The organism is Arthrobacter sp. ISL-69 (assembly GCF_018613775.1).
Classification (GTDB): Bacteria; Actinomycetota; Actinomycetes; order Actinomycetales; family Micrococcaceae; genus Arthrobacter.
On record NZ_JAGGPO010000047.1, the window covers coordinates 1 to 26,077 of the forward strand.

29 protein-coding genes are annotated in these 26,077 nt (G+C 61.6%); 22 read left to right on the forward strand and 7 right to left on the reverse strand.

Annotated elements, in window-relative coordinates:
* From J7I79_RS22240 to J7I79_RS22250, 3 genes are all read left to right on the forward strand, one after another.
* Positions 1-263, forward strand: a 263-nt coding sequence (locus J7I79_RS22240) for a hypothetical protein (protein WP_214957121.1), incomplete at its 5' end; no start/stop codon positions are given.
* A gap of 174 nt (positions 264-437) precedes the next feature.
* The gene (locus tag J7I79_RS22245; RefSeq protein WP_214957123.1) at positions 438-965 is read left to right on the forward strand and encodes an RNA polymerase sigma factor; all 528 of its coding nucleotides are present in this window, start codon (positions 438-440) and stop codon (positions 963-965) included.
* Positions 962-2,182, forward strand: coding sequence for a hypothetical protein (locus tag J7I79_RS22250; protein ID WP_214957125.1), 1,221 nt, complete (start codon positions 962-964; stop codon positions 2,180-2,182). Before J7I79_RS22245 ends, J7I79_RS22250 begins: the two co-directional genes overlap by 4 nt.
* A gap of 828 nt (positions 2,183-3,010) precedes the next feature.
* Here J7I79_RS22250 and J7I79_RS22255 read toward each other — a convergent pair.
* The 3 genes from J7I79_RS22255 to yidC form a co-directional block, all read right to left on the reverse strand.
* Positions 3,011-3,679 (reverse strand): hypothetical protein, encoded by a 669-nt coding sequence (locus J7I79_RS22255; RefSeq protein WP_214957127.1) that lies wholly within the window; start codon positions 3,677-3,679, stop codon positions 3,011-3,013.
* Positions 3,676-4,287: an RNA polymerase sigma factor gene (locus tag J7I79_RS22260; protein ID WP_214957129.1), complete on the reverse strand. Its 612-nt coding sequence runs from the start codon at positions 4,285-4,287 to the stop codon at positions 3,676-3,678. The genes J7I79_RS22255 and J7I79_RS22260 overlap by 4 nt, the downstream gene beginning before the upstream one ends.
* A gap of 472 nt (positions 4,288-4,759) precedes the next feature.
* Complete coding sequence (gene yidC, locus J7I79_RS22265) at positions 4,760-5,731, reverse strand: membrane protein insertase YidC (protein WP_214957131.1); 972 nt, start codon at positions 5,729-5,731, stop codon at positions 4,760-4,762.
* 899 nt (positions 5,732-6,630) lie between these two features.
* Here yidC and J7I79_RS22270 point away from each other — a divergent pair.
* The 10 genes from J7I79_RS22270 (at position 6,631) to J7I79_RS22315 (ending at position 12,072) form a co-directional block, all read left to right on the forward strand.
* The gene (locus tag J7I79_RS22270) at positions 6,631-7,239 is read left to right on the forward strand and encodes a DUF6349 family protein (RefSeq protein ID WP_214957133.1); all 609 of its coding nucleotides are present in this window, start codon (positions 6,631-6,633) and stop codon (positions 7,237-7,239) included.
* A 159-nt stretch (positions 7,240-7,398) separates the two neighbouring features.
* Positions 7,399-7,632, forward strand: a complete 234-nt coding sequence (gene nrdH / locus J7I79_RS22275; protein ID WP_214957135.1) for a glutaredoxin-like protein NrdH — start codon at positions 7,399-7,401, stop codon at positions 7,630-7,632.
* Between the two features lie 74 nt (positions 7,633-7,706).
* Entirely contained in the window at positions 7,707-8,321 is a 615-nt protein-coding gene (locus tag J7I79_RS22280; RefSeq protein WP_214957137.1) for a hypothetical protein, read from the forward strand.
* A 63-nt stretch (positions 8,322-8,384) separates the two neighbouring features.
* Positions 8,385-8,531, forward strand: coding sequence for a hypothetical protein (locus tag J7I79_RS22285; RefSeq protein ID WP_214957139.1), 147 nt, complete (start codon positions 8,385-8,387; stop codon positions 8,529-8,531).
* Between the two features lie 3 nt (positions 8,532-8,534).
* Positions 8,535-8,822: a hypothetical protein gene (locus tag J7I79_RS22290; RefSeq protein ID WP_214957141.1), complete on the forward strand. Its 288-nt coding sequence runs from the start codon at positions 8,535-8,537 to the stop codon at positions 8,820-8,822.
* Positions 8,823-8,908: 86 nt separating this feature from the next.
* Positions 8,909-9,265 (forward strand): hypothetical protein, encoded by a 357-nt coding sequence (locus tag J7I79_RS22295; RefSeq protein WP_214957143.1) that lies wholly within the window; start codon positions 8,909-8,911, stop codon positions 9,263-9,265.
* 16 nt (positions 9,266-9,281) lie between these two features.
* A complete protein-coding gene (locus tag J7I79_RS22300; protein ID WP_214957145.1) occupies positions 9,282-9,725 on the forward strand; it encodes a hypothetical protein in 444 nt (147 codons plus the stop codon).
* Between the two features lie 35 nt (positions 9,726-9,760).
* Entirely contained in the window at positions 9,761-10,660 is a 900-nt protein-coding gene (locus tag J7I79_RS22305) for a hypothetical protein (RefSeq protein ID WP_214957147.1), read from the forward strand.
* Positions 10,661-10,861: 201 nt separating this feature from the next.
* Positions 10,862-11,218, forward strand: a complete 357-nt coding sequence (locus J7I79_RS22310; protein ID WP_214957149.1) for a transcriptional regulator — start codon at positions 10,862-10,864, stop codon at positions 11,216-11,218.
* Positions 11,218-12,072 (forward strand): nucleotidyl transferase AbiEii/AbiGii toxin family protein, encoded by an 855-nt coding sequence (locus J7I79_RS22315; protein ID WP_214957151.1) that lies wholly within the window; start codon positions 11,218-11,220, stop codon positions 12,070-12,072. The genes J7I79_RS22310 and J7I79_RS22315 overlap by 1 nt, the downstream gene beginning before the upstream one ends.
* 234 nt (positions 12,073-12,306) lie before the next feature.
* Here the strand turns inward: J7I79_RS22315 and J7I79_RS22320 are convergent, their stop codons facing one another.
* On the reverse strand, positions 12,307-13,119 hold the full coding sequence (locus J7I79_RS22320; RefSeq protein WP_214957231.1) for a nuclease-related domain-containing protein: 813 nt from the start codon (positions 13,117-13,119) through the stop codon (positions 12,307-12,309).
* A 352-nt stretch (positions 13,120-13,471) separates the two neighbouring features.
* Here J7I79_RS22320 and J7I79_RS22325 point away from each other — a divergent pair, with 352 nt between their 5' ends.
* From J7I79_RS22325 to J7I79_RS22345, 5 genes are all read left to right on the forward strand, one after another.
* Positions 13,472-14,053, forward strand: coding sequence for a recombinase family protein (locus J7I79_RS22325; protein WP_214957152.1), 582 nt, complete (start codon positions 13,472-13,474; stop codon positions 14,051-14,053).
* A gap of 260 nt (positions 14,054-14,313) precedes the next feature.
* Positions 14,314-16,278: an N-6 DNA methylase gene (locus tag J7I79_RS22330; RefSeq protein WP_214957154.1), complete on the forward strand. Its 1,965-nt coding sequence runs from the start codon at positions 14,314-14,316 to the stop codon at positions 16,276-16,278.
* Positions 16,279-16,439: 161 nt separating this feature from the next.
* Positions 16,440-17,708: a hypothetical protein gene (locus tag J7I79_RS22335; RefSeq protein ID WP_214957156.1), complete on the forward strand. Its 1,269-nt coding sequence runs from the start codon at positions 16,440-16,442 to the stop codon at positions 17,706-17,708.
* A gap of 134 nt (positions 17,709-17,842) precedes the next feature.
* Entirely contained in the window at positions 17,843-18,388 is a 546-nt protein-coding gene (locus tag J7I79_RS22340) for a chlorite dismutase family protein (RefSeq protein ID WP_214957158.1), read from the forward strand.
* Positions 18,389-18,841: 453 nt separating this feature from the next.
* Positions 18,842-19,249 (forward strand): nuclear transport factor 2 family protein, encoded by a 408-nt coding sequence (locus J7I79_RS22345; RefSeq protein ID WP_214957160.1) that lies wholly within the window; start codon positions 18,842-18,844, stop codon positions 19,247-19,249.
* Between the two features lie 811 nt (positions 19,250-20,060).
* Here J7I79_RS22345 and J7I79_RS22350 read toward each other — a convergent pair.
* Positions 20,061-20,396, reverse strand: a complete 336-nt coding sequence (locus J7I79_RS22350) for a hypothetical protein (RefSeq protein ID WP_214957162.1) — start codon at positions 20,394-20,396, stop codon at positions 20,061-20,063.
* Positions 20,397-20,618: 222 nt separating this feature from the next.
* On the opposite strand from J7I79_RS22350, the gene mobC reads away from it, so the two are divergent.
* The 3 genes from mobC to J7I79_RS22365 are packed head-to-tail and all read left to right on the forward strand — an operon-like array spanning position 20,619 to position 23,892.
* The gene (gene mobC / locus J7I79_RS22355) at positions 20,619-21,011 is read left to right on the forward strand and encodes a plasmid mobilization relaxosome protein MobC (RefSeq protein WP_214957164.1); all 393 of its coding nucleotides are present in this window, start codon (positions 20,619-20,621) and stop codon (positions 21,009-21,011) included.
* Between the two features lie 2 nt (positions 21,012-21,013).
* Positions 21,014-22,630, forward strand: a complete 1,617-nt coding sequence (locus J7I79_RS22360; protein WP_214957166.1) for a relaxase/mobilization nuclease domain-containing protein — start codon at positions 21,014-21,016, stop codon at positions 22,628-22,630.
* Positions 22,631-22,659: 29 nt separating this feature from the next.
* Positions 22,660-23,892 (forward strand): hypothetical protein, encoded by a 1,233-nt coding sequence (locus J7I79_RS22365; RefSeq protein WP_214957168.1) that lies wholly within the window; start codon positions 22,660-22,662, stop codon positions 23,890-23,892.
* A 171-nt stretch (positions 23,893-24,063) separates the two neighbouring features.
* Here the strand turns inward: J7I79_RS22365 and J7I79_RS22370 are convergent, their stop codons facing one another.
* A complete protein-coding gene (locus tag J7I79_RS22370) occupies positions 24,064-24,465 on the reverse strand; it encodes a cupin domain-containing protein (protein WP_214957169.1) in 402 nt (133 codons plus the stop codon).
* Between the two features lie 148 nt (positions 24,466-24,613).
* The gene (locus J7I79_RS22375) at positions 24,614-25,324 is read right to left on the reverse strand and encodes a TetR/AcrR family transcriptional regulator (protein WP_214957171.1); all 711 of its coding nucleotides are present in this window, start codon (positions 25,322-25,324) and stop codon (positions 24,614-24,616) included.
* A 270-nt stretch (positions 25,325-25,594) separates the two neighbouring features.
* Here J7I79_RS22375 and J7I79_RS22380 point away from each other — a divergent pair, with 270 nt between their 5' ends.
* A complete protein-coding gene (locus J7I79_RS22380; RefSeq protein ID WP_214957173.1) occupies positions 25,595-26,065 on the forward strand; it encodes a nuclear transport factor 2 family protein in 471 nt (156 codons plus the stop codon).
* The last annotated feature ends 12 nt before the right edge of the window (positions 26,066-26,077 follow it).

Genomic DNA, 26,077 nt, shown 5'->3' on the forward strand with positions numbered 1-26,077 from the left:
TGACCGCCGAACTCCACACCCACGTCCGGTACGTCACCGGGCCGTCCTTCCAGGTCACCTCGGCGGCCTTGGCTGTCCAGGCGAACACTTCACCGTCCACCAACTCCGCGCAGTTCGGAAATCTGATCCACGCCTTCACCGGTATCCCCGGATACCCGTTCTTGGCCGGGAAATGCTCGAAATCAAGCTCCTCCACCGTCAGCCCAATCGGGCCGGCACGGCGAGCGTACTGCGCCTGCAGCTGGGTCGCTTGCTACCGGTAATTTGCCGAGTAGCTTTCGAACGAATAGCCCTCCGGAAAGGAAGGACTGCTAGCAGCGATGAAGCGGCTCCCAACTGATGCTCCATTTGAGGCCCGGTCTCGCGCCGCCGGGCAACGACGAAAATTTCTTGTGGATTCTCGTTACAGTTTGTTTGCTGCCGGACATTAACAGGGCATGAGCTTACAGACAGTGTCGGGGGAACGCGTGGATTCGGAGCGGGAAAAGCGGTTCCTGACCGCGCACGCGGCGGGGCACGACCGCATCTACCGCTATTTCCGGCGTCGGACCGATGATGCTGCAACTGCTGAGGACCTGTGCGCGGAGGTGTTCAGGATTGCCTGGGAGAAATCCGGCCAAGGTGGCGTCCTTTCGGTCATGGTTCTTTTCGGTGTCGCCAAGAATGTGCTCAGGAACCACGACCGCTCTCTGTCCCGGTCGGCTGGCCTCTTCGGAGCCCTGCGTCTGGAGCGCGCCACCGAAGTACCGGCCAATGACTCCGCCGTCAGGGATGCCCTGAACCTGCTCTCCACCGATGACCGTGAAGTGCTGCTGCTGACGTACTGGGACGGGCTCACCTCTTCGGAAGTCTCCGGTCTTCTCAACACAACCTCCACGGCCGTGCGAATGAGGCTGCACCGGGCACGTAAGGAACTCAGCCGCGTACTTCAAGAACATGCAATCTCAGAGGGAGTAACAGAATGAGCCAGGACCCCACCTTCTCAACAGAAGCCCCCCGCATCCTTTCACCCGCCGATCCTGCGCTCATGATCACCGAGGAAGAACTGATCCGCAGCCGGGAGCGTTCGCTGTCCTTCATGGATTCCGACGTCACCCATATAGCCGTTGGCGGGTCGATACATGATTTCCACCGAGCTCCGGCTAAGCGTCCTTGGGGGCGTTTGGCCGTAGCCGGTCTCGGCGCCGCGGCGGCGGTCGCGGCCAGTGTGCTCGTTGCCTCGGCTTTCGGAACAGTCCCCGCGGACATGGCCGCGGCACCTCCTGTCTCGGACAGCACACCATTGCAATCGCCGCCCGCAGGACCGCTCAGAGACCTGTTCTTCGCCGCCGACGAGGTCCTGGTCCTGCAGGCTCTCCCGAACACCGACGCATGGCAGCAGGAATACAAATCCTTCATGTCCCAGCTTGGTCAGGCGGGAGGCCCGGCGTACGGTCCGCCCGGACTCGGGGTGGAACCGGTGAATGTGCTTCAAGTACTGAAAGGAACGCGTTCTACCGGCAGGAGCACGCTGGACGTTTCAGCCATGCCGGACGCGAATCAGTGGAAGAACACCAACACCGTCGCCCCGCTGACCTATCTTGCGTTCATCAAGAAGGGCCCCGACGGTATCGGACACCTGATGAGCGAACCGCAAGCTCTGCTGCAAATCCTAAACCTCCGCTCCGCCACAGTGGGTGATCCCGTGAAGCAGCAACCCGTGGACATCGGTGCGGACCTTCGGTCCCGAATAGCGGTGGCTCCCACCGGCGACGTGCCCCTGTCCACCTACGCGGCTGCACCCCCTGTCGCGGAGGGCAAGGACAGAACATCGGAGGGAACCGTTCACGGACACATCACGGCCTCCGAGGCATGTTTTACCTTCCAAACCAGCGCGGAGAAAGTAGTTCTGCGTTGGCCGGCGGGATATACCGCAGCAACGCGATCCCTCCCCCAGGATTCAAACGGCTCCTTCAGGATCGATGGAGCCTCGCACGCCGACCGCGCTGTCGTCCTCAACGAATGGGGAACCGTCTATGCTTTCGACACCTGGACGCTTCCGCAGATCTCCGGCAACCGGGCCGGCGAAAAAGCCGCCTGCGGCGGACAGACTCTTCCGGTCTTCGACATCACACCGCCCGGTGAAGGAGCCAGCCCATTCCGCCTCACGCACGGCGCCGCGGGCCCCAGCCCACAGCTATAGCTACCGGCAGTTTGCGGAGTAGCTTTTGAACGAATGGCGCTCCAAGAACGACTGGATCAAGGGTCCTCGCGGTCAGGCGATCTGGTGGTCCCACACACTTCGAGGCGCCATTTGCGGCCCGGGTAACGTGCCCCAAGCTTGTGGACGCCGTCCTGTTCATGCGCCTATTGCCGGCAAGAGCACTACCGAAAGGGAAGTTCTCTCCCCTGTTGGAAGGGCAAGACTCCTTGGGCGGGCGTTAGGGTGAACCACTCGTTGCCCTGCCGGGTCGCAAAAATGATGGCTCGCTGATCAGTACGGAGTGGGTCGCCGTCCGGGTAGGACTCGCCCCCAGCAGTACAGGTCTGGGGTGTGGAGGAGATGCGGAGGGTTCCATCTCCAGGTTCGCCCTTAAGTACCCGTTCGACTTCTATTAGGTGGGTCGTGGCCTTGTAACCGTAAATGCTGGTTTCACCGTCTTCGCCCACAGGCTTACCGATCAGCACCATGCCAGCATTGTCATATTGATCTTGAGGGGACTCAAACCGGACCCAGTCAACGCACGTTTCGGCGGCGCTGACTGGAGCTGTGCTGCTGACTGGAACGGGGCCGCCGCCTGGCACGATGCCGCACCCGGTCCCGAGGGCAACCACCAAAAGCCCTGCCTGCGCCAGCGATATAAATTTCCCCATGCCATGAAGCTACGCGCAGTCGAAAAACCACACTACTGAGTCCCTCCAGTTGGAACTGAAACGAGACCGACTTAGCGTGAATGAGGCTCCGGAGAAGGGGCGGCCCGATGGGTTCCGCCCCTACCTCTTGGAGCCTCATCGTTATGCTCAGGTTGCCTTATTTCTCGAGGGCGGGGATTCCCAGTTGGGCACATACCTCGGCAGGGCCGGGGATGACGGCGACGGTGTTGTCCACGACGCACGCGGTCAGGAACGGAACATAGTGCCCCAATGCCAGGTTGTCCGGCCCGGGGTAGAGAGGGTTGCCGTTCTGGTCCATGTTCGCCTCCTCAGGGACGACACGGTCGCCCCTGGGGCCCTGGGGAGGAGACACGAAACCGTCCGGGATGAGGTCATCAGTGATGCCGTCTAGGTTCATGGTTCCGATATCCCACGAGCGGCTGCACTGGTTTATGGGGTCGGCGATCTGTTTCATTCCGGCGTTCTTATCGTCCGGGTTTGGGTTGTTCTTGGTGTCGAATCCTGTGATGAAAGTCCCGGTCGTGATGTACGGGGGCCTTGTCTCCCCTGGCTTGCCTGTAACGGGCAGTCTGGTGGTGATGTCGGCGTGGTAGTAGCAGCGGATGTCCCGTTTGTCGTCCACCGGGGCGAGTGCCACGTAGACGCCTGCGGCGGTGGTTCCGGCCAGTGCCAGCCCGGCGAAGGTCAGCATTGCCGGTTTGCGCCACCGCGGGATTGGCTTGGGCTGCCGGCGGGCTTCCTGGACGAGGAGGTTCTGGACGCGGCTTTTCGTGTCTTTCGGGTAGGTCACTTCAGACAGGTTCATGACAGCCTCGCTTCAACGATCGTCGTGTCGAATTCTTCAACGGGCTCTAATCCCAGGGTCATGGCAGCCAGCTTGGCCCGTGCACGATGCAGTCTCGATTTCACGGTCCCGAGCCGTACGCCGAGGGTCTGGGCGGCCTCTTCCTGCCCAACTCCGTTCATCAGGCACAGGATCACTACGTCCCGTTCCCCGTCGTTCAGCCCCGCGGTCGTGTCGAGCAATTCGCGGACGGCACGTTCCGCGTCGAGCCTCGAGGCGACCGACTCCGCATGGTCTGCTTCAGGTTGGCCATGCCGGGGATCCGAGTGCGGCAGCCTCGCCAGGAAATTGGCGTGCCGCCGGGATCCCCTGGCGCGGTTGCGGTTCGCGTTCGTTGCCACGCCGAGCAGCCACGGCAGGACCGTGTCCCTCTCCGGTCTGAGTCTGTTCCGCTGCCTCCACGCCTCCAAGAAGGTGATCGAGACGAGTTCCTCCGCGTCGTGCCAGGAACCGCACCGGGACAGGCAGTACCGGAAGACCGCATCGGCGTGCCTGTCGAACAGGACCCCGAAGGCGTCAGCGTTGCCTACAATGCATTTACGCCACAGGTCTTCGTCGGTTTCCCCCATTAGCCTCATGCCTTGTAGTGTCCGCAGGATCCGAAAAGGTTCCCGATCCGCCAAAATAGTTTTCGCTGTTCCCAGGCCAGACCCCGAGTCCCTCCCCTGCCCAGCACTGAGAGTCAAAGCTACGGCAGTCGGGACACCAAGGACGGAAGGCGGAAGCTGCGCCGCAGGGCCGGATCTGATCCTTCATCAGATGCAACTGGCGGGGAACGTACTTTGTCAGTGCGGTCCCCAATACTGAATTCTGCGGCGACCACAATAGCGCATAGTCCTCGGTAGTTTGCGGAGTAGCTTTTGAAGGAATAGCTCACCGAGAACGCAGGAATATTTGCAGCGGCGAAGCAGGTCCCCCTCGGATATGCGCACTCTTTCAGGAGGACCGCACAGCCTTCGCCTTGCGGTGCGACAGCTGCTCACCTTGAGCTGCGGCCGCGATCATCGCCGTGAAAGTACTGCTGTCCGAGCTTTGAGTTGATTACTTCTTCTTCCTGTTCCTACGCTGTGGCTGGATACGCTGTCCGCGGGTGTTGACAACCGAAGCAGCGGCAGCGGCCTCCGCTTCAGCGTCAGCCTGTTTTCCTCCCAGAATCGGCAGGGCCGGCAGGCCCTTGGCGGCGCGGCGCTCGGCGAGGGCCTTGGCTGCAGGGGAACCGGGCGTCGGCATGCGGCGGATGACGAAGAACTGCTGGGCCATGGTCCAGAGGTTTGTGGTTGTCCAGTAGATCAGGACCCCGATGGGGAAGTTGATGCCGCCGACGCCGAAGACGACGGGCAGGATGTATAGCATCATCTTCTGCTGGCGCATGAAGGGGCTGGCCATGGCTTCTTCGGACATGTTCTTGGCCATGATCTGCTTCTGGGTGATGAACTGCGAGGCCGTCATGGCCAAGATCATCACGATGGTCAGTACCGTGACTGCGACATTGCCGGAGTCATTGCGCAGCAGCACGGCAGACAGCGGTGCGCCAAAGATGCTGGACTCGTCGAACTGCCTGACCTGCTCGATGCTCATGGCCCCGACGCCCTGGCCACCCTGCTTCGCCGTGCTGATCCCGGAAAGCACCTGAAACAGGGCGAAGAAGAACGGCATCTGAATGAGCATCGGCAGGCAGGCGGAGAACGGATTGGTCCCGTGCTTCTTGTACATGGCCATCTGTTCCTGCGCCATGGCCTGGCGGGAGAGCTGGTCGGTCTTGCCCTTGTACTTGTCCTGCATTTTCTTCAGGTCCGGCTGCAGCAGCTGCATGCCACGCTGGGCCTTGATCTGCTTGACGAAAACAGGGATCAGGGCGGCACGGATGACCAGTACCAGCCCGATGATGGACAGCGTCCACGTCCAGCCGGATGCTTCAGGCATCCCGATGGTGCTCAGGCCTTCGTGGAAGCCCACCATGATGATGGAGACAAACCACTTGAACGGAAACATGATCGTTTCAAAGAGATCCATACGATATCCCTATTCGTCAGGCCGCAAAACGGCCTTCTCTATCAGTCCGAGCCGCCAGGCAGTTGTTAAAGCAGTCCCACACATGACTTGTGGGCGCCCGGTTTTCACGTCTGCACGGTGGCAGGCGCGGGCTTCATACCGTGAGCCTAGCTCAGTCGCCAATCTGGGTAACTGGGTCACCAGCCGGGCCGTGGTGACGATTGCCAGACTGTCCTCGTCCCATGCGACCACCAAGCAGTACATGGCGGTGCATCAGCGCTGCTGCTGCCGTCGAAAGAGACCCCGGCTGCGACGTCCAGATGGCCTACCTAGAACGCGTTGACGCCCTGCAAATGGGCCGCCTTCGACGCAATTTTCCTGCATCAGATGCAGGAAAGTCGGGCGGAACCAACAATGTCTGCGGTCGCGGGTAGCATCACGGAGCAACTCAGACACCGCCACACGGCGCAGCCCATGCAGCAGATGCAACTGGGCATAGTCTCCCGGTTCACTAACACACCTTATCGAATATGTGTTCGAATGACACACCGAAAAAATATGCCCGACGGCCTCCCTTTAGTGTGCAGTGGGGTCTGACAATCTTCCAGGATCGGCAGAGTTCCCCATGGTCCAAGCCTGTCGCCGCCGACACACCACCCGGGTGGGGTCGGGTTCTTTTCAGCAGGGACGACGCAATGGTCAGGCGGGGAGCAGCGGCCCGCACGCACGGAACCTTGGGGCGCGGTGGAGATATGAGGGAGGGCGAAGAATCCGCGTATTTACGGGGATTTACCTTGAGTGCGTACTATCAAAATGATATCATAATAGTATCAACACGATATAAAACGGGTGGGCCCTGCGGACACAGAACCCACCCTCGCCAAGCGACTCTCATCCCTACGCAATAAGGAGATTGGACCATGACAGCAACAGATGTGCTGACCGGCCAGCTTGACCTTCTCACCCTACTTGAACTGCAGACCCTGCCCACGGCCCCGCTGCACTTCACCGTTGGCCATTACCACCCGGACGAGCTGGACGCCGCCTATGAGTACCGGGCCAAGAGCGAGGGGCGGATGGGGGTATCCAACTGGAGCCGCCAGTGGAATGAAAACCAGACGGGCAGGAACGTCGCTGCCGGATCCGCCCACCGCACCTTCACCTACGGAGCGGACCTGCGCTGCAACGAGCACTGGCGCAACCCGGACTGTCAGTGCATGGGAGACCTCCTGTGCCGCGTCTACTGCCACGACTGCGACTGGTGGGGAGGAATCCACGAGAACGAGAACCAGGCCGTGGAGGACATGCTCAACCACTGCTGGCCAGGATGGCAGGACCTGCCACTGGTCACGTCAGCCATGAAGCCCAACGGGGGATACAAATTCAACGTTCCTGAGGACTACCCCAAGGAATGGCAGTATCCCGGAGCGCCGGTCAGGACGGCACGGACGGCTATGAGTGGCCGCCACGTCCCCGGACGCAGCCTATGGGGCGGGTATGACGTCGGAGTAATGGAAGCCGGCGAATAGCCAAAGGAAGGGTGGGGCCGAAAAGGTCCCGCCCTTCCTAGTATTCACGGGAAAAACAGCCGCTGCTACTATTCAGAGTGATATCAAGGTGATATCATAATAGTATCAAGAAGGCAGACGAGCGAAACCAGAACCGACGAAAAGATGGAGCTGATCCCCATGACGGTCACCGTGTACACCAAGCCAGGATGCGTGCAGTGCGACGCAGCCGAGCGGGCACTGGGGAAGAAAGCCATTGCCCACCAGACGGTAGATATCTCGACCGACGCCGAAGCGCTGGACCGCATCAAGACACTGGGCTACCTGCAAGCTCCCGTGGTCGTCACCGACCAAGACCACTGGTCCGGATTCCGACCAGACAAGATCGAGGAACTGGCTCAGCTGACCGCTTAGCCGCTCCCCACCAACGTGCAGACGCTGCGGACACAGCACCTGCCGGACCTCCCTTCCTACGCAAGGAGAACACGATGAAGAAGCACACCCTGACAGCCGGCCCCCGCGTCGAAACCAACTCCGCAGACACGCTGCACGTGACCATCACCGTCCGGGAATCCTCCGAACGACGCGCCAACGTCACCATCAGCCGCGAAGGCTTGGAATCCTGGGTACGGGCACACCACGAAACCCCCGTCATCACCACAGCCCGGCTCCACCAGTACATCGACGTGATGCACGGTTCCGGGATGCTCCCCACAATCACCGCCAAGACGTCCGGGCGAGAACACGAAGTGACCGATATTGAACCGCTGGTATTTGATCGGCGCGCCATCGACTCAGGAATCTACGGGGACCAGCACGCCGAAACGCTGCTGAAAGCCAATCCTTTCCTTGTCTGCTCGAACCAGCTGCCCGAAGTGCACGACATTGACGACCATCATGTCGCAGGCCTCTACCGATCCCCGGAGAACGACGAGCCGGCAACCAGGTTGGTCCTCGACCACAAGGGCTCCATGAGCAGACTGGAAATCTGGGAACACCGGGGGAGCGCCCCGGACGTCCACGCCGGTTCGGACTGGACCGACATCGAAGGTTCCGCCCTTTGGGAAGACCTCCTCGCCGCTGGAATCCCCACCACCGACTAAAGACCACCCGGCACCCGGAGGAACACGCCCCGGGTGCCGGGCCACCAAGCTTTGGAGGACACCATGACCATCTGGTTCGCCATCTACGACTCACGCCAGGGCAAGACAAAGATCAAGGCAACCACCACGGAAGACGAGCTTCACCGCTGGCTGGAACAGAACACCCACTCATTCCGCGAAGTCCGCCAAATCGCCACGGCAGAGGTATAGGACATGGCACGAAACAGCAGCTTTCCAAGCAAGACCACCGGCTACCTCGAACCACCACAGGGACGGCTGGACCCCACCGAACCACATCGAAGCAACTTCTCCGGCTGGTCCGCACACGGACGCGGTACCGTCGCGGAAATCATCGATTTCTACTCCCAGCCGGAATACGCCGAAGAGGGCAAACCGATCAGCGGCGACCTCACCCAGCGGTTCCTGGCGTGCGAGAGCGGGGCCGGATGGCCGAAGTACGGTGACATCCCCGATATCAAACCACTGAACGCACTTTTCTAAACGGCCGTTAGTGTCGGGGCTAATAGCTACTCTGGCCCCGACACCATCTTGCACTTCATATCTGCACCAATCGACGGGAAATGAACATGGCTTGGCTTTCAACCGAAACAGCGACACTCACCGAAGGGTGGGGCGAGTACCTGCAAGGGCGAGTCGTCTTCGATGACATCAGAAGCGTCGAATGGATCAATCTGAATACAGGTGGCTCCTTGGTCCTGGTGGCGGACGGCGGATGGCGAGGTGCCCAGCATGGCACCTACGAGAGCCGGTACAGAGTCTTCTTCAGGGGAGGGCAGACAGACCCGGTTGAGATGACCTCAGCATTTCTTCGCGGATCCCGGAACGCGGGAATGTTTGAGAAGGACCGTAAGGGCTCTGACACTTACGCCGACGTCCAGAGAAGCTGCATCATCGAAATCGAACGAATCCTCAACGACCACTAACAGGGAGACTTAGACCATGACACACGCAGATGATCTCCGCGCCTGGGCCAAAGGCTCCTACAACCTGGAGGCCGCCACCGAGCTGCTGATAAGGGCCTTCGGCGGACGCTTTGCCGCAAAGGGAAACCCATGGATCCACACCAGTGCAACACCAGCGGGGCCCCACCAAGTGCAAGCATGGATCGACTTTGAAGCCATCCCCGAGCAAGCGGGCATGCTCTCGGGAGGTGAGCGCCGCTTCCTGCTGCTGGCGGCGTCGCTGGCCGAGAACGTCCAGGTCGTTCTGGGCGACGTCGTACCCGGCTTGGACCGGGGGAACCTGGCTCTGGTACTGGCCGCTATCGCCCATGCCGGCGGCAGCCACGAGCACTCGGACATCCGCACGGACCCCGATGGCAGCATGATCATCGCCGGGGGCTACTTGGACAGCCTCTACCCATGGCCTAAAGAGAACCTGTAGGGTCCGGCCAGATGAGCCACGGCTTGAATGGCCAGATGACCGCGCGCATCTGGGAGAGCCTTGTCGCCGAGACCCAGTTCGCCGCAGAGCTGACCCTGACCGGGCTTCGGAGGCTGTGCTCCGTCCCTACCGGCCCTGATCTGTTCCCGTGGGGCAGCAAAGACCTGAACTATGCACTTCACGTCGGGATGTACTCGTACTCCTCCGGCCTGGAGCGCCTGTGCAAGCTGGCTATCGCCTGCAACGGGTACGCGGCCACCGGAAAGTTCCCCAAACTCCCCCAATCGCACAAGATCGGGAAACTGCTCGACGCCGTTGAGGTGTTGACTCCTGGGGCCTCGATGCACAAGGCGGAGTACCTCGTCCGCCCGTTGGATGGACTCGACCCCGACCTCACGAACACAGTTGAGCGGTTCGCCGACGGAACCGGACGGTACGAGCACCTGGACTCGCTGTGGAAGGACAACGCCGAGGTTAATACCTACAACGAGTGGTCTGCACTTGCTGCAAAGTCTTCGGTCTCCGAGGAAGTGCGCCGGCTAATCTCGCTCAGGGAGGCAATGGCGTACGCGATCAGAGAGCAACTAGCCGACGACGGGCTAGAATCGACCGCACAGACGGTGATGGAAGACCTGCAGCTCCCGATGTATGAACCATCGGTCGGCGTGGTGCTAAGCCTGTTCCGGAAGGCCCGGTGGGTGTCGACCATCCTTGACGTTGCCACTGCCTACACGGATCCGGGTCTCCCGATCCTAGGGGAGGTCGTCTCTCCGACTTTCATCCATTCGTCCGCCGACTTCTTCAACTACAACATCGCTAGAATCTCGGACGATGAAGTCGTCGAAGAGGAGCTGCAAGCGGCGTACAAACGGATTCACGCACGCGAGGCGGAATCGGAGAACGAAGACTTCGAAGAAACCGGTATCGAGGAGTGACGTGTTCGCACGGAATCGGTCGTTTTCGTGCACGGACACAGCAGGATCCTGCAAGCTCCCAACTTCCTGTCACTTTCACGGAACGCGCGGGGGAGTCTCTTGCACGAAACCTTTCGTACGGCGCCTATCACTATTGAGTTTCGTGCACCCTTGCTACCCTGAGCCCAGCGGGAACGACCAGCCGCGCCATAGGAGACACCAATGCCCAGCATTAAGCACCGGCCCGCAGGAGGCCACACGGCCGAACCGCGTGTCTACGTGCAGGACGTGATCCCCTACGAAGTGCCGGAACGTCTGGAAGACCTTCACGGTCCCTCGGAAGGCACTTTGACTCTTCCGCTGCGGGTCTATTGGGGACCTAAGGCGGAGTGTGATCTAGGTCAGTCGGAGGACGTCATCAAGGCCTATCAGGCCATCCTGCGCGAAGCCGCACGAGAGGACCAGGAAGAACTGCTCAATGTGGCCCTCCTTTGTCGGATGTGGAGCCAGTTGATGCTTCCTGCGCGCTGCAGGGACCTGTGGGAGAACAAATTTCCCCAGCTGGCGCAGCAGCAGTAATGGCGGAGCTTGATTACCAGCGCGAAGTCACCCGTCTGGCATTGGACTCCCTGGCAGGGGGAGGATTCGCTCTTGCCGGCTCCGGGGCCATCCGTGAGCACGGAATCATCGACCGCCCTACACAGGACATCGACCTCTTCACATCCGTAACCAGCCCAGAGGCATTTACGGAATCCACCAAGAGGCTCGCGGCCACCCTGCGGGAGCGCGGGTTCGAAGTCGAGGAGGACCGCAATGCCCCTCAGTATGCGAAGTTCACTGTCACGTCGGCAGCCGGTCAGAGAGTCGAAGTCGACCTTGCCGTTGACTGGCGTTCAGAAGAACCGGTGACGCTGTCCATAGGCCCGGTTCTGAGTCTGCCCGATGCCGTAGCCAGTAAGGTCTCAGCCGTCTACAGCCGGGCCGAAGTGCGTGACTACCTCGACCTTGACGCCATCAGGGAATCAGGACGTTTCACTGATGAGGAAATCCTCGAACTGGCCGTTGATCGTGATCCAGGTTTCGACGTGCAGATGTTCGCTGGCCAGCTCGATCAAATCAACCGGCTCGGCAGCGCTCGGCGGGTGGAGGAATACGGCGTCGGAGAGCAGGAACTGGCAAAGCTCAAAGCTCGGCTCAGTGGTTGGTCAGAGGAGTTGCGTCACGCCGCATCGGCCCCCAGGCAACGCAACGATCAGAAGGTACAGCAGCAGTCCACTGATCTGGACCCCAGGATGGAGCAGGTCATGAAACTTGTGCACATCTCCTATCCGGGTTCGGCGCTGGATGCCCTGAGGCTGCCGGCCGAAACGCCGGCCGCCGAAGCCCGCCCACAGCCAAAGGACCGAGGCCAGGAACGAGGCAGAGAGCTGTGACGGCGAACCTCATCGGATACGCCCGCGTCAGCAACCGCTGAGAAAAACCCGCAACTGCAAGAAGACGCTCTGCAACGAACGGGAATTATCAAGACCTTCCCCGACTACGCACCCGGTTCCACACAAGACCGACCCGCGTGTGTCATTTTCCGAAGTCGTCTGCACAGCCGTTCCGTGTCCGTATAGGGATCCCTTAGCGTGCTTCCGAACAGCTTCAAACATCGACACCTGACGTCACGCAGACGTGAACCGCGAGGCTACCGACTCACGCATCCTCGCCACATCAACGTCGCCGGCTGTCTGCTCTATAAGCACTTTGGCTAACCGTTCCGGCCAGAGCACGTGAACGCCACGAGTCGAGAACGCGCCCCCGATCAGGGGCCAGTCTGCTTCGATGAAGCACATCGCCCCGGTGACCGGAACATCCCCGACGAGATCGCGCACGACGTCGACCTGTTTGAGCACTCCATCGACCAGTTTCGTGCAATCACGCCGGCCAACGAGGAGCTTCTCGACTCGTGGGCGAAGGATGCCACCCTCGATCTTCAGTTCAGGCCGTCCCTTGTACCGCTTGGCATCGATCACCCAGATCCCACCGGGAGTGATGGCGATGTGGTCGATGTTGGCCTTCGAGCCGGGGATGCGTCGGTCGTGGAGGACAGCCAGGCCATCGGCGGCCAGGGCATTAAGCCGAGCGCCGAGGCGTTCCTCACCGATCGCGCCTCGATCCCAGGACTTGGTGTGCGACCGCTCGTCAGAAAGGGCGACTGCCAGGCCACCGAAGCGACCCCACTTCTCGCGGAGCCTTTCCTCGTCCTTCGCCTTGCGGCGCTCATATTCGCGTCGGGCAGACGACCCGGCCACGCCGGACTCAGTGGACAACGACTCATCACAAGGTGGTTCCGGGTCGGGGGACATAGTTTCCGTGACCTCGGTGGCACACACCAAGCAGCGGGTGGTCTTCGTCTCGCTCTCATAGATCGCTTCTGTCCCGGCCGGAAGAGAGGCACCGCACAGCCGACAGGCTCCGGCGTACCGGAGCCTCATCTGCTTCACGAGGAGGCACCTTGGATCACCGGCACGGACCCAGTCTGCTTGTAGATCACGGCGGTTAGTCCACGGATACCCATTGCCATGGCCCAATCTTCGCCCACGGCAGGAACTTTTTCGGGGTGAGCCGCGCGTAGCGGCACCCGAAGACCTCGCGAACTGTCTCAGTAAAGGATCCTTTGACAGGACGTCGCCCACCGGATCGCCCGATCCTGCCGGCGCTGAGAGAATCCCCGTCGAACCCGGGGTTCTCGCACCCCACGCCTGTCTCAGCAAGGTGTCTCATCCTGTTATTCTCAGAAACAACAGAAAAGGTCCTTTGACGAGACAGGACGGGAGGGACACCCGCATGACGCGCCTCGGATATGCCCGTGTGAGCTCGGCCGAGCAGAACACTGCCCTGCAGATCCGGGATCTGGAGGCCGCAGGGTGCGACCGCATCTACCGAGACCACGGAATCAGCGGCACCAGGACCAGCCGCCCCGAATTGGACAAGATGCTCGATCGCCTCAGCCGAGGGGACGAGGTCGTGGTGTGGAAGCTGGACAGGCTCGGGCGCAGCACTCGTCACCTGCTCGAGCTGCTCGATGGATTCAAGGCCCGCGGCATCAAGTTCCGCTCGCTGCGCGACGGCATCGCCACGGACCCGGACACCGAACTCGGCGGGGCCATGGCCCAGGCCATGGTCACCATCATCTCTGCCTTCGCCCAACTGGAACGTGACCAGCTCTCCGAACGGACCAGGGCAGGGATGGCCGCAGCCTCCGCCAACGGCCGCAAGGCAGGACGACGCGAGGTAACCGCCGACCACGGCAAGGTCAAACGCGCCCACGAGCTGAAGGCCCAGGGCCTCAAGCCTGCCGACATTGGAAAGATCATCGGGGCCAGCCGCGCCACCGTCTACCGGTACCTGAGCATGGGTGGCACCTGACGGCGCCATCCTCAAGAAGTCATAACCAATATCTTCGCTCGGAGGATGCCTTCTTCAGTGTTCGGCTCGCATTGCGTTTCCCACTGGCTCTGGCGGGACCGTAGACCTGGCGTCTGCGGGTGGGCTTTGCCGGCAGAAGCTGAATACCACGACCACCAGGGCCCCGGATGGCTCTCCCGGTGGGAAAGATACAGTAGACGGAGACGGCAGTGACACTGCCTCCCGCCCAAGCCCCAATGTTTTAGCCATCCTAGGAACACGTGACTGCAGAACCTCTGATTTACCCGTCCGCCGAGCCTCATGTCATCGTGGCTCCGGGAAGGGTCCTGGACTTCATCGACGGCGTTTCGCAACGACCCGACACTCCCGAAGAGTACGTCCGGCAGGAGATATCGAAGTCACTGGTCCGGGAGTACCGCTATTCCAAAGTCGACGTCGCAGTCGAATGGCCGCTCAAGTTCGGCAGCCGCCGCGTCCGCGCGGATATCGCGATCTTCGGCCCGAACAGCGGGCGGGAACAATCCGAAGCCCGAATACTCATTGAGTGCAAGAAGTCCACGATCCGCCCCGCAGACCGAAAGGAAGGCGTTGGCCAGTTGCAGAGCTACATGGCCGCGTGCCCGAACGTCGAATACGGCATGTGGACCAACGGCCTGGAACTGGAATGTTTCCGCGCGGTGGTCAAGGACGGCATCCGTGTCATGGAAAGTGTCCCGGACATTCCACGCTTCGGTGCCGATGCCGAATCAGAAGACCGACCGGAATTCGAACAGCTCCGCCCAGCGGCAAGTGACTCCCTCCTATTCGCCTTCCGGCGCGCCCACGACTACATCACCGGCAATCAGGGGCTTCAAAAGCCCGACGCTTTCTGGGAACTGCTGAAACTGATCTTCTGCAAAATTCAGGACGAGCGCCATTCCGACCGGCCCACCTTCTACGCCGCCGCGACGGAACGCTCAGGTCTCAACGGCCCCTTGAAGTGCAAGAAGCGGATCGACGCACTATTCCAAGCCGTTAAGGCTGACTACCCTCAGATTTTCAAGGCCACGGAGGAGATTGAACTATCGCCCGTGGTTTTGGCATACATCGTCGCGCAGCTTCAGATGTTCGCGCTCCTAGACAGCGACGTCGACGTCAAGGGCAAGGCTTACGAGGAGATCGTCGGCTCCAATCTCCGTGGGGACCGGGGGGAATTCTTCACCCCTAGGAATGTCTGCTCGATGATGGTTTCGATGCTCGACCCGAGCGACGGTGATCTGATTCTGGACCCGGCATGCGGCACGGGCGGCTTCCTGATCACTGCTATGAACCATGTCCTGGCCAAGATTGAGTCCGAGGTTAATGCAACGTCGCGAAGCGAATCCGCTAAGACGGCCAGCATCGAGGCGCGGAAGAAGAAGTTCCTGGAGCGCAACCTCATCGGGATCGACTTCAACCCCAGCCTGGTCAAAGCCAGCAAGATGAACATGGTAATGAACAACGACGGCTCCGGGGGCCTGTTTCAGGCCAACTCCCTGGCGTCCCAGGCGCTTTGGCAGGAAGATCTTCGTGCGCGGGAATTGTTCGGCACTGTCGACTGCATTGTCACCAACCCGCCGTTCGGGTCGAAGATCCCCATCGACGACCCTGCCATCCTGGACCGGTTCGATCTCGGGCACCACTGGACCTACGACGAGGAATCAGACCGCTGGATTAAGGGAACCGAGACCAAGTCCCGCCCACCTGAAATCCTCTTCATCGAACGCTGTGTTGAACTGCTCAAGCCTGGCAGCGGCGTGGCAGCGATGGTCTTGCCAGACGGCATCCTCGGCTCGCCGGGACTCGGTTATGTTCGCCAGTGGCTGCTCGATCACACCCAAATAATGGCCAGCGTCGACCTTCACGCGGACACGTTCCAGCCGGGAACGAGCGTGCAGACCAGCGTTCTCGTCTTCCGCCGCAAAACCGCGGACCAGATGCGCACTGAACAGCTCTCCCGCATGATGAACGACTACGACATCTTCATGGCCATCTGCGATCACGTGGGCCACGACAAGCGCGGGAACGCCATCTACGTCCGGGACGACGAAGGCAATGAAATCATTGAAGAGACGAGCGACGTGGTTATGGTCATGGTGGACGGCCGTAAGACGACGCAACTGCACCGGGCTCAGGAGCGCAAAGTAGACGACAACACATCTGAGATCGCGGAGGCGTACCGAGCATGGTCACTCCAGAACGCGTAGCGGTACTTCAGCGGCCGGAGACACAAGGGGGAGAACTCTGGGCACCGGTCCTGGCTTCCGTCGTTTCGACAGGGCAACGACGACTTGAGGCCCGTTCTTATCTCACGGATGGGTACGGCCAACGGCAGCTCATTGAGTCCGCTCCATCTGGCTGGACAACCATGAAGGAAATCGCCGAGGTTTGGCAGCCTTCCCGGCTGAAGGGGATCGTTGTCAGGGTCGGCGCAGGGCTGCCGTTCCTGTCCGCGGGCCAGGTTTTTGAGGCGACACCAGTCGTGAGGAAGTGGCTCGCTCGCTCCCACGTGCCGGATGAAGCTGCGCGCTACGTCAGCCCCGAGCAAATCCTCATGAGCTGCTCAGGTCGGGTCGGCAGGATCACGGCCGTTTACCCTCACCACGAGAACATCGTCATCACTCACGACTTGCTTCGCATTGTTCCGCGCGACGCGACCCACTACGGGTGGCTCTACGCCTATATGCGGACGCCGCAGTTCCACGGCATAGCGAGCGCATCTCAGTACGGCCATATGATCAAGCACCTTGAGCCGGAGCACGTTCAGCTGATGCCCGTGATCATGCCGCCACCCGAAATCCTGGAAAAGACTTCGGCCCTTGTCTCCGAAGTCATGTCTAAAAGACGGCAGGCAGCGACGCTTGAGAAGGAGGCGAACGCGGATTATGAGGCCCTGGTTCGACCTGAGGGCGGCGCGAATGGAACGGACGTATACGGAACCGTCAGCGCTTCGACTTTGATGACCGCGCGCAGGCGTCTGGACGCGGAGCACTTTCGTCCCGACTACTTGGCGATCGCCGGCTGGCTGCGTTCCGCCGGCACCCGCCCCGTAGAGACGCTAGACGACGTCACGGAACAGGTTTCGCTCGGAAATCGATACCGCCGGTATTTCGGCGAGAAGGGGACCCCGTACCGTAGCGCGGAGGAGCTATTCGACCTCAATGCTCCCGTTACCAAGCGCGTTTACGCGGGCCTGATCGACAACCGGGAGAACTACACCCTGCACGCCGGCTGGCTCATCATGGCTCGCTCCGGTCAGGTCTACGGTCTGAACGGCCGCGTGATTCTTCTGACAAGTGCACATGAAGATATATTCGGCAGCGACGATTTGATTCGGATCATCCCGGATAAATCGAAGATCCACACTGGGTACCTGCTTTTGGCTCTAGGGAACCCGCTAGTCGGGCGCCCAATGGTGATACGGAATGCATACGGGACCTCCATCCCCCACCTAGATCCTATTGACGTTCGAAAAGTACCTATTCCCCGTTTTGACGAGGAAACAGAGAAGCAGCTCGGGGACAAAATGGTCCGAGCCGCTGAATTGAAGACCGAGGCGGACTCACTGGAAAACGAGGCCACGGAGCTGGCAGAGACGGTCGTGTCCGCTTTCATGAAGTCCCACGGACACCTCTAAGAGACTGAACCAGCGGCGGCCGGATGCTTGTCCAGCTTCCGGCCGCGCACTCTCTTCACTGGCGTCAGAGGGCGTGCACCACCGCCGGCCGCAGCTGCTTGGGTGTCGGCGGCCGCTTGCCCCTACTATGAGGCATGTCAATTCTTCCGGTTGTGTTCGCAGGAGGCCAAGAGGGCGCCTGGCGCGTGAGTGGTATCTCCGCAGTCCAGGGGGCGCCTCTTCCGACGGTCGAGCGTGTCGCGGTCTTCGAGGGCGTGCGGGCCGCTCCTGAAGCAGCTACCTGGGCGCTGCGCGGCGTGGTCAGTCATGAGAGGTACGTCACGAAGCGGGAGCACGACGAACTGGTGTCCCGTTCGCCGCGCCTCGGGCGGCGCGAGGCGACCCGCGCCGCCCTCATCCCGATCAAGAAATCTCACGCGTGGTGGGCACTTTCACAAGACGAGCGGCGGGCGATCGTCGAGGAACACTCCCAGCACATTGCCATCGGCTTGAAGTACCTGCCAGCGGTGGCACGCCGACTCCACCACAGCCGGGACCTCGGTGAGCCGTTCGATTTCCTGACGTGGTTCGAGTTCGCCCCTGCCGAGGAAGCCGGGTTCGACGAACTGGTCGCCATGCTCCGAGCGACCGAGGAATGGACTTTCGTCGAGCGCGAGGTCGACATCCGCCTCGAGCAGTAGCTACCACGGCCGGCGGGACCCAGCGTGATGGGCGCACCGCACCCTTTGGGGCTGGTGGCCCTGGCGGTGTCCGCTTTCGTGGCACTGGCCGTCTTCGCCGTCCGTAGCTTTCCCCGTAGTCACCGCCGCGGCCATCGGCTGGGGTCCTGGGACGGGTCCGCCCGGCCATCATGGATGCCCCAGCCAAAACGACCGCACCGGACGGTCCCGGACCCCTGACCCCACGTCAGCGCACCCCACTTATCAATCATGTGGAGCCCTGCTAGCTGTCCCGGAGTTACGCGGACGGAAGCCAGGCCGGCTACGTCCGAATAGTCGAGCTGCACACGGCATTCCCTTTGCCATGATTTGACGCCCATAAGAGCATCGTCGTCGCTTGGAGTTCGACCTGCTACCCATTGCCAGGCAAGGAACCTGAAGTTAACATTTAGTCTTGGTGCGAGGAGGTGAGTGATGCTCAATGAGACGGACCTCCTGCAGGCCCTGCGGCGTCACTGGGAGTTCGCAAGCATGGACCAGGACATCACCCATGAGATCTACCACGACGACGCTGTGCTTGAGTTCCCTCAGTCTGGCGAACGGTTCGAAGGCGTGGAGAACTTCCGCGAGTGGCGCCGGCAGTACCCAGCGAGGATCAAGTTCCACACTCGCCGGATCACTCATCGTGCCGACTTGGTCGTTGTAGAGAACCTGATCAGCTACGACGGCGCGCCTTGGATGTTTAGCGTCAGTCTGATGGAATTCAGGGGCGACCGGGTTGAACACGAGCGTATCTACATCATGGATGGCTGGGAAGCTGCGGAGTGGCGCACCCCATGGCGCGCCGAGCGTTCTGCAGACTCGGCCCCGCCACCTCCCTAGCTTGACGGTTGTACTCGTTACCTGAGCCCACACCGCCGACGAGGCCGACGGCGGCCGTGACCCTCGTTCGCCTCGACCGGGTGCGTCCTATTGATGCCGACTCTGCAAGACGACCCTCTTTTGACGGGTGGTCCTGGTTCAAAGCGTCATGCAAGTACTGAATCAAAACAGCCATGTTCAATTTGACTCCTATAGGAGCATCAGGTGCACGGCAAAAGCTACATCCTTCGGGCTTTTCCCGCACACAGGTGGACGACGGGACCCACCTGACCGCCTGCACACATTCACCAGGTCACCACAGTCGGAATGTCGCAGTTGGTCTGCCGGTGAACATGCACACGCTGGATGCGTCGTTGTTCTGGGAAGTCTGCACTTCACGATTAGGCCGCCGGCGGTAATCGCGGTCCCCTGGTGTCGTTTCTGGTGTGCGCTGCGGGTGATGGTGGTGGTAGCTAATGGCAGTACCTCCGCGGTTGCCCCGTGTGCTTTGAAACGGTTGCCGTGCGCGGTGGTTCCGGCGGCCGTGGGTCCTGCGCCCCCGCTGCGCTGCTGAATGATCCCGGCTGAAAAGAACCAGGGCCCGTGCGAGTGGCGCCTCGCCAGCGGCATGGCTTGGACCATGGGGAACCATCCAGTTCCCGGCCCCGCACTTCCCCAGGCTGTGCACAGCCACCGCCGGCCCGTGGTGACGTATGCGCGGTGGTGACGTGGTGGTTGTGTGCAGGCGGTCAGGTGGGTCCCGTCGTCCACTTGTGTGCGGGAAAAGCCCGAAGGATGTAGCTTTTGCCGTGCACCTGTGGGCGAGGGGTAACTAGTTGTCGGGGCTGGTCGCGCCGATCATTTCCTTCTCACGTGCTGCGTCGTCAGTTTGCTTTGGTTGGCGAGTGGTTTTGGCGCCGCGCGGACGGCCGCCGGCCTTCTTCGCCGGAGCGTCCAGGCCGAAGCCGCGAAGGTCCGATTCGGTCCAGTCGGTGCGGAGGGCTGCCTGGTAGTCCTTGGCGTACTTCTGTTCGGCCGCCGCAAGGAGCTGGGCTGCTTCTGCGAGTTCGACACCGCTGGCAGCGGCGGTCTTTACGGCGTTGACTTTGGTGTCCCGGGCGGCGTCAATTTTTGCGGCCGCTTTGGCGGCGATGTCGTCGATGTTCATGCCCCGACTCTACCGTTTCCGCCGCGGTGCCGGGCGGGGGTTTTTGGAACCGTGCACGAGTGGTGCGAAAACGGCCAAAGAAGACCGTGCGGAGCAAGCTATACATTTACACGGGTGTAAGTGGCTTGTCGCGCTCGACACTGGCGGTCGAGTGCGGCACACTGGTCAGTGTGGTCCCCGGTTCCGGGGTCGCTGCGCTGGGCCTTTGAAGGGATGGATTGATTGTCGGATGAGGGATTCACTCACCGTTTCAATCTGTCGCGCCGACGCCGGGAGAACACTCCCGCCGGCACCAAGAAGCGCCGTGACCTGTGGGTCACTGTTGAAGAGGAAGCCGCGCTTGTCGCGAGGGCTGAGCGGGAGAAGGTTACCGTCCCGAACCTGCTGATTACTTCGGCATTGTCCGAGACCCAGGAGACGACAACGGAACGACGTGCCGCTATCGCGGAACTGATGTCTCTGCACAATCTGCTGGCCCGTTCTTCGAACAACGTCAACCAGCTCGCACGGCAAGCGAACGCCACGAGCGAGTTCCCCGCTGAGGCGCACGAAGCGTTGAAGCACCTCCGGTCAGTGGCGATGCGCATTGACCGCACCATTGAGGGGCTGATGTAGAGATGATCCCGAACATCACCCGCGGTTCACGCATGGGCGGACTCATGGTTTACCTGGCATCGACGGACGCCAACAAGACCAAGAACGCACACAGCGATCCCCACTTGGTAGCAGGCGACGCTGCGATCATGGCGTGGTACGACGACGGTGTTTTGGACCGTGACGATGCGCTTGCTATTGCCAAGCATCTTGACCAGCCGCGCAGGGCATATGGCGTATCGGTTCAGATCAAGGACATGCAGTGGGACGCGGCCAAGAAGGAGCGCGTCCACGTCGGTTACAAGGACGCCAGCGTGTGGCACTGCTCGCTGAGTCTGCGCGCCGAAGAGGGCGCACTGACGGACCAGCAGTGGGGCGATATCGCCAATGACTTCGTGGACTCCATGGGCTTCACCGAAACCAGCGGGAAGGCGCGCTGCCGGTGGGTTGCGGTCAACCACGGCACGAGCGAGAACGGCAACCACCACATCCACCTGGCCGTCTCCCTGGTCCGCGAAGACGGAACCAAGGCATCCACCCACGGCGATTATAAGAAGGCGCAAGAGTCGTGCCGTGAGCTGGAGGTCAAGTACGGGCTGGAACAGCTCTCCACGGTGCACTCCACCCGGGGCTACGACCGGGCCGAGAAAGCCACTGCTGTGCGGGACGAGCGGGAAATGCACCGCTCATCTTTGGCCCGGAAAGTCCGTGCCAGTGCCAGCGCCTCGGCTACCGAAGGTGAGTTCGTCCGGCGTGCCCGCGACACCGGCATGCTGGTCCGTCCGCGCTACGCGAAGAACACCACCGACGTCATTGTCGGGTACTCCGTTGCGGAGCGGCCCAAGCTGGGCGAACGTCCTATCTGGTTCGGTGGCGGCACCCTCGCGTCCGACCTGAAGCTCGGTGCTTTGCGTGAAGAGTGGATGGACTCTCCGCACCTGGCAACCGAAGCCGCAGCGGAATGGAACGCAGCGGCCCGGAACAGGCGCACCGTGTCCAAGACCGGCCCCGAGAACGGAACACCACCGGCCGAAATGTGGGTCGAGTACACCCGGAACGCGACCGCACTGGTTGAGCAGCTGCGCGCACTGCCCCGTGATGATCACGCCACCTGGGCGAAAGCAGCGAGGGAAGTATCCGGCGCGTTCGCGGCATGGTCCCACCGGCTCGAACCGACGCCGGGTCCGTTGGCCGCCACCGCGGCTGAGCTGTCCCGCACCGCCCAGCTCCGGGCACCACGGGAGCACAGCAAGCCCGTCGCCCTGCCGTCCATTGCCGGCACTGCCATGTTGTTCATGGCTGCGTCCAGCAAGAACAAGACGGCCGCCCAGGCGGCACTCATGCTGCAGCTGGTGAACACTGCGTTCGCCATCCACGAAATGCACCAACAGTCCGGACGAACCAGAGAAGCGCAGCGGCTCCGTGCCGTCGTCACTGAGCAGCTGAAACCGTTCGCTGCCACCATGCCCCGACCGGTCACCGTCGGTGCACCGGAACAGGCAGCGGTACCGAATTCCGTAGAGCTTGGACTTCGCGGCATGGCGCCCATTCGCCCAGGGTCAGCGGTGCCGAGCACACCAACGCCAGCCAAAACCCGCCAGCACACGGGCCGAGATTCCGGCCCCGTGCTGGACCGATAAAGACCACCACCAACTGCAAGGGGAGCACGATGAGTGAATCAGATGGAATGGATGAAGTCCTGGACGGCGGCCTGCGGCAGTCGCTGATGATCGCCTCACGCATTGCCGAGACTTTGGCCCGGCGACGGCAGGAATCCCAGCGGCAGCAGGAACACCAGGACGCCCAGGCAGCGCACGAAGCGCAGGCCCGCCTCACGGCAGATCGCAGCGCAGCACACGCGGCTCTGGCCCCTGTAAATAAGGAGCAGTGGTGGGACAAGGCCCAGCCCCACGACATTGCCACGGCACACGCCGTCGCTGAAGGCTGGAAGGACCACGACCCGACCGCTCTGGCGGCCTCGGAGAAGATCCGTCAGGAAGTCTTCACGCGCTACGGGATCGACACCCGCGGTATCGGCGCGGACGCTGCCCATCTGGAGTCAGGCGTCAGGACCGCCGCCACGGATAAGGCCCGGCAGGACGCATTGGAACGCAGCCAAGAAGAAACACGCACGGCGGCCGCCGAACATGAGAAGGCCATGCAGCTGCTAGCGGCTGCCCGCGCCGAAGAACTCCGCGCCCAGGCTGCGACGCTGGCCCCGGAAATGGAACGCCACCAGGTGCCCGTGGAGTACCTTGCCAACCCGGAACTGGCCCAGGCCTTGCAGACTGCACACACCGCGAAGACCCCCGCAGCAGTGGCGGCCGCGGATGCCAGCGTGCAGGAACGCATGTTCCTCATCGGCAAGGACGGCATTAACGGGCCCGACATCGACCAGCTGCGCAAGGAAACCACCGCGAACGTCAACGGCGCCGGAGATTCACACTTCGAGGATCCCGCGTTCGTCCAAGCAGCCAAGGACATGCACGAAGCCAAACTCCTGGCCGAGGGAGGCTTCAAAGGGTCCGAACGGACGCCCGTGGAACAGCGGTACGAACGAGCCGAAAAGGAACTCTTCGCTCGCATGGAAAGCGTCGGCCGCGAGATCGAGAACCGCGTCACCGGTAACGACAGCAGCCGGCTAAAAGATCAGGGCCTCAAATCAGAGACGACGTCTGCCGCTGACTACGGCTCAGCGGAACGCCAGGAAGCTTTCGCCGCGTCCTTGGCCGGAACCGGAGCGAACGAAACCCAAGTCCGTGGGCGCGCCGCCGCGGAGCGCAGCGAGGGCACACACCCCCGCGCGGCCGTCACCATGGGCAAGGGCGCAACAAAGGCCAAGAAGACCCGCACAGGGGCAGCAGTGGACGCGGAACGGGCCAAAAGCGGTCCCGCCCGCTAGACAGCCCACGAAGACGAAAAGGGGGCGGCTTGTGAAAAAGTCGAATATCCCACGCTAAGCCTTCGCGACGTCCGGTAACGAAGGGTTATGAGACGGCCCCTTGAAGAGTTGGCGTGTTCTGTGCAAGGAGAAGACCCAACTCCTTATTGGCTTGTGAGTCACGAGCTGCAGTTAGCGGCCCTTGTACTCGTCGTCGGTGATGTGCTCGCCCCAGGTGGTGGTTTTGGACGGGTCCTCGCCGTTTTGGAGCATGGCGATGTGTTCCATGAAGCAGCCGGGGGCGGCGGCGTGCCAATGCTCTTCGCCGGGTGGAGTGTAAAGCGTCTGGCCAGGGTGGACTTCGATGATCTTTCCGTCCCGGGTACCGAAACGGCCGATGCCTTGGGTCACGCGAAGGTACTGGCCGTGCTGGTGGGAGTGCCAGGCGGTTCGTGCTCCGGGGGCGAAACGGACCGTCGCGACGACCATCGTCTGGTCGTCCTCGTGGGGTAGGGCGATCGGGTCAAGCCACACGTCCCCGGCAAACTGGGCCGGCGGGTTCTTGGTGGTCGGCACTAGGGGTTCGATGTTCATGTTTTTCCTACCTGCTGTGTGTAAAGACATTCTTGGCGACGCCATGGCTCACATGCTCTTGGGCCAGTCGGCGTAGAGCGGGACGTGGGTGATGGTTTCGATGAATTTTTCGTGGGTGACGACGTGGTGTCGACCCGTGGGGAACGGCCTACGGCCTGCCGTTGGCGTTGCTTCCCATCGCGTGTGAGTTGTCCGCGGTGATGGGGCCGCGGAGGAGTGTGTGGAGCTGCGCCGTGGTGAGTGCTTGTACGGGGAGTGGTGCGGTGTCGCCGCGTTGAGGGGTCAGGCCATCGAGCATGACCCAGAGATAGCGGCGGTATAGGTCGCGGGCATCGTTGCGTTCTTCGATTTCGGGGCCGTTCTGCACGACGTTGCCGATGGATATGCAGGCTATCTGGAGGAAGATCAAATCCGTGCCGGTGGCGTCTGCGCGTATGACTCCGGCGTCGCGTGCACGTTCGGCGACGCGATTCACGAGAGGCGCCAGCCGGTTGCGGCTCTGATCGTGCATTTCCGGCCGGACGCGCCGTCCGGTGAGGAGTTCGGCCATCCCGCGGTCTCTCACATGCAGGGCGAGCGATTTCTCCAGATAGAGCACGAGTGCGTCCCAGGGGTCATCCATGGCGAGAGATTCATTCAGGATTGCCTCGAGTTCACTGTCCTGCTGACACCGAATCGCGTCGATGAGGTCTTCCTTGTTCGCGAACCGTCGGTACGCCGTGCCCACACCCACGCCGGCATGGTGGGCGACATCGTTCAGGGTCGCATCCAGGCCCCGCTGGGCGAAGACCTCGCGCCCTGCTTCTAATAGCCGTGCGCGATTGCGGGCGGCATCCTTACGCAGCTTGAGTTCGGTCATGTTCAAGAGCTTACCAAAGCGGTTGCGGCGTATCCGCTTCTATGGTAATTTCATTATATGGATGTGCGGTATCCGTTTTCTTGCAAGTTTGCTGCCATCAGACAGTGTGCATCCAGCCTCCGAGGTTTAGACACCAAAACCCGGCGCCTCCAGAAGGGCTTCCAGGTCTCCCGTCTGGACTCGGGTATTCCAGATTTGTAGCAGTCAACGCTCCGGCGCCCAGCGCGAACAGGGGTCAGTCGTACTGCCGATTAGAAGTGAAGGAAAAACATGTTGACATCTGAGCAGCGTCGCGACGCCGAATCGGCGATCACACGCTTGATCTACACCTATTGCCATCGTCTGGATGGTGCTGACTTGGCCGGCGCCGCTGCACTGTTCGAGAACGCACGCTGGCAGCTATCGCCCGAGGTGATCTGCCAGGGCGCCGAGGAGCATCTGGCAGCCCTCCAGGTCATTCGTGTCTACGGTGACCGGCTCGGCACCCGGCACGTCGTGAGCAACCTGATCATCGACATCGCGGAAGACGGTGCCACCGCACGCAGCGTCTCGTACGTCGATTCGATCCAGGTCACCAAGGACTTCCCCCTCCAGCTGATATTCCAGGGTCGCTACCTCGACACGTTCGTCCTCGACGAGGGATCGTGGCGCTTCCAGGAACGGATCGTCGATGCAGATGGCGTCGGCGACATGAGCGCCCACCACAAGCCCGGACCCGGCGTCCCGGCAGAAGCTTCCTAAGCACGGCGCCAG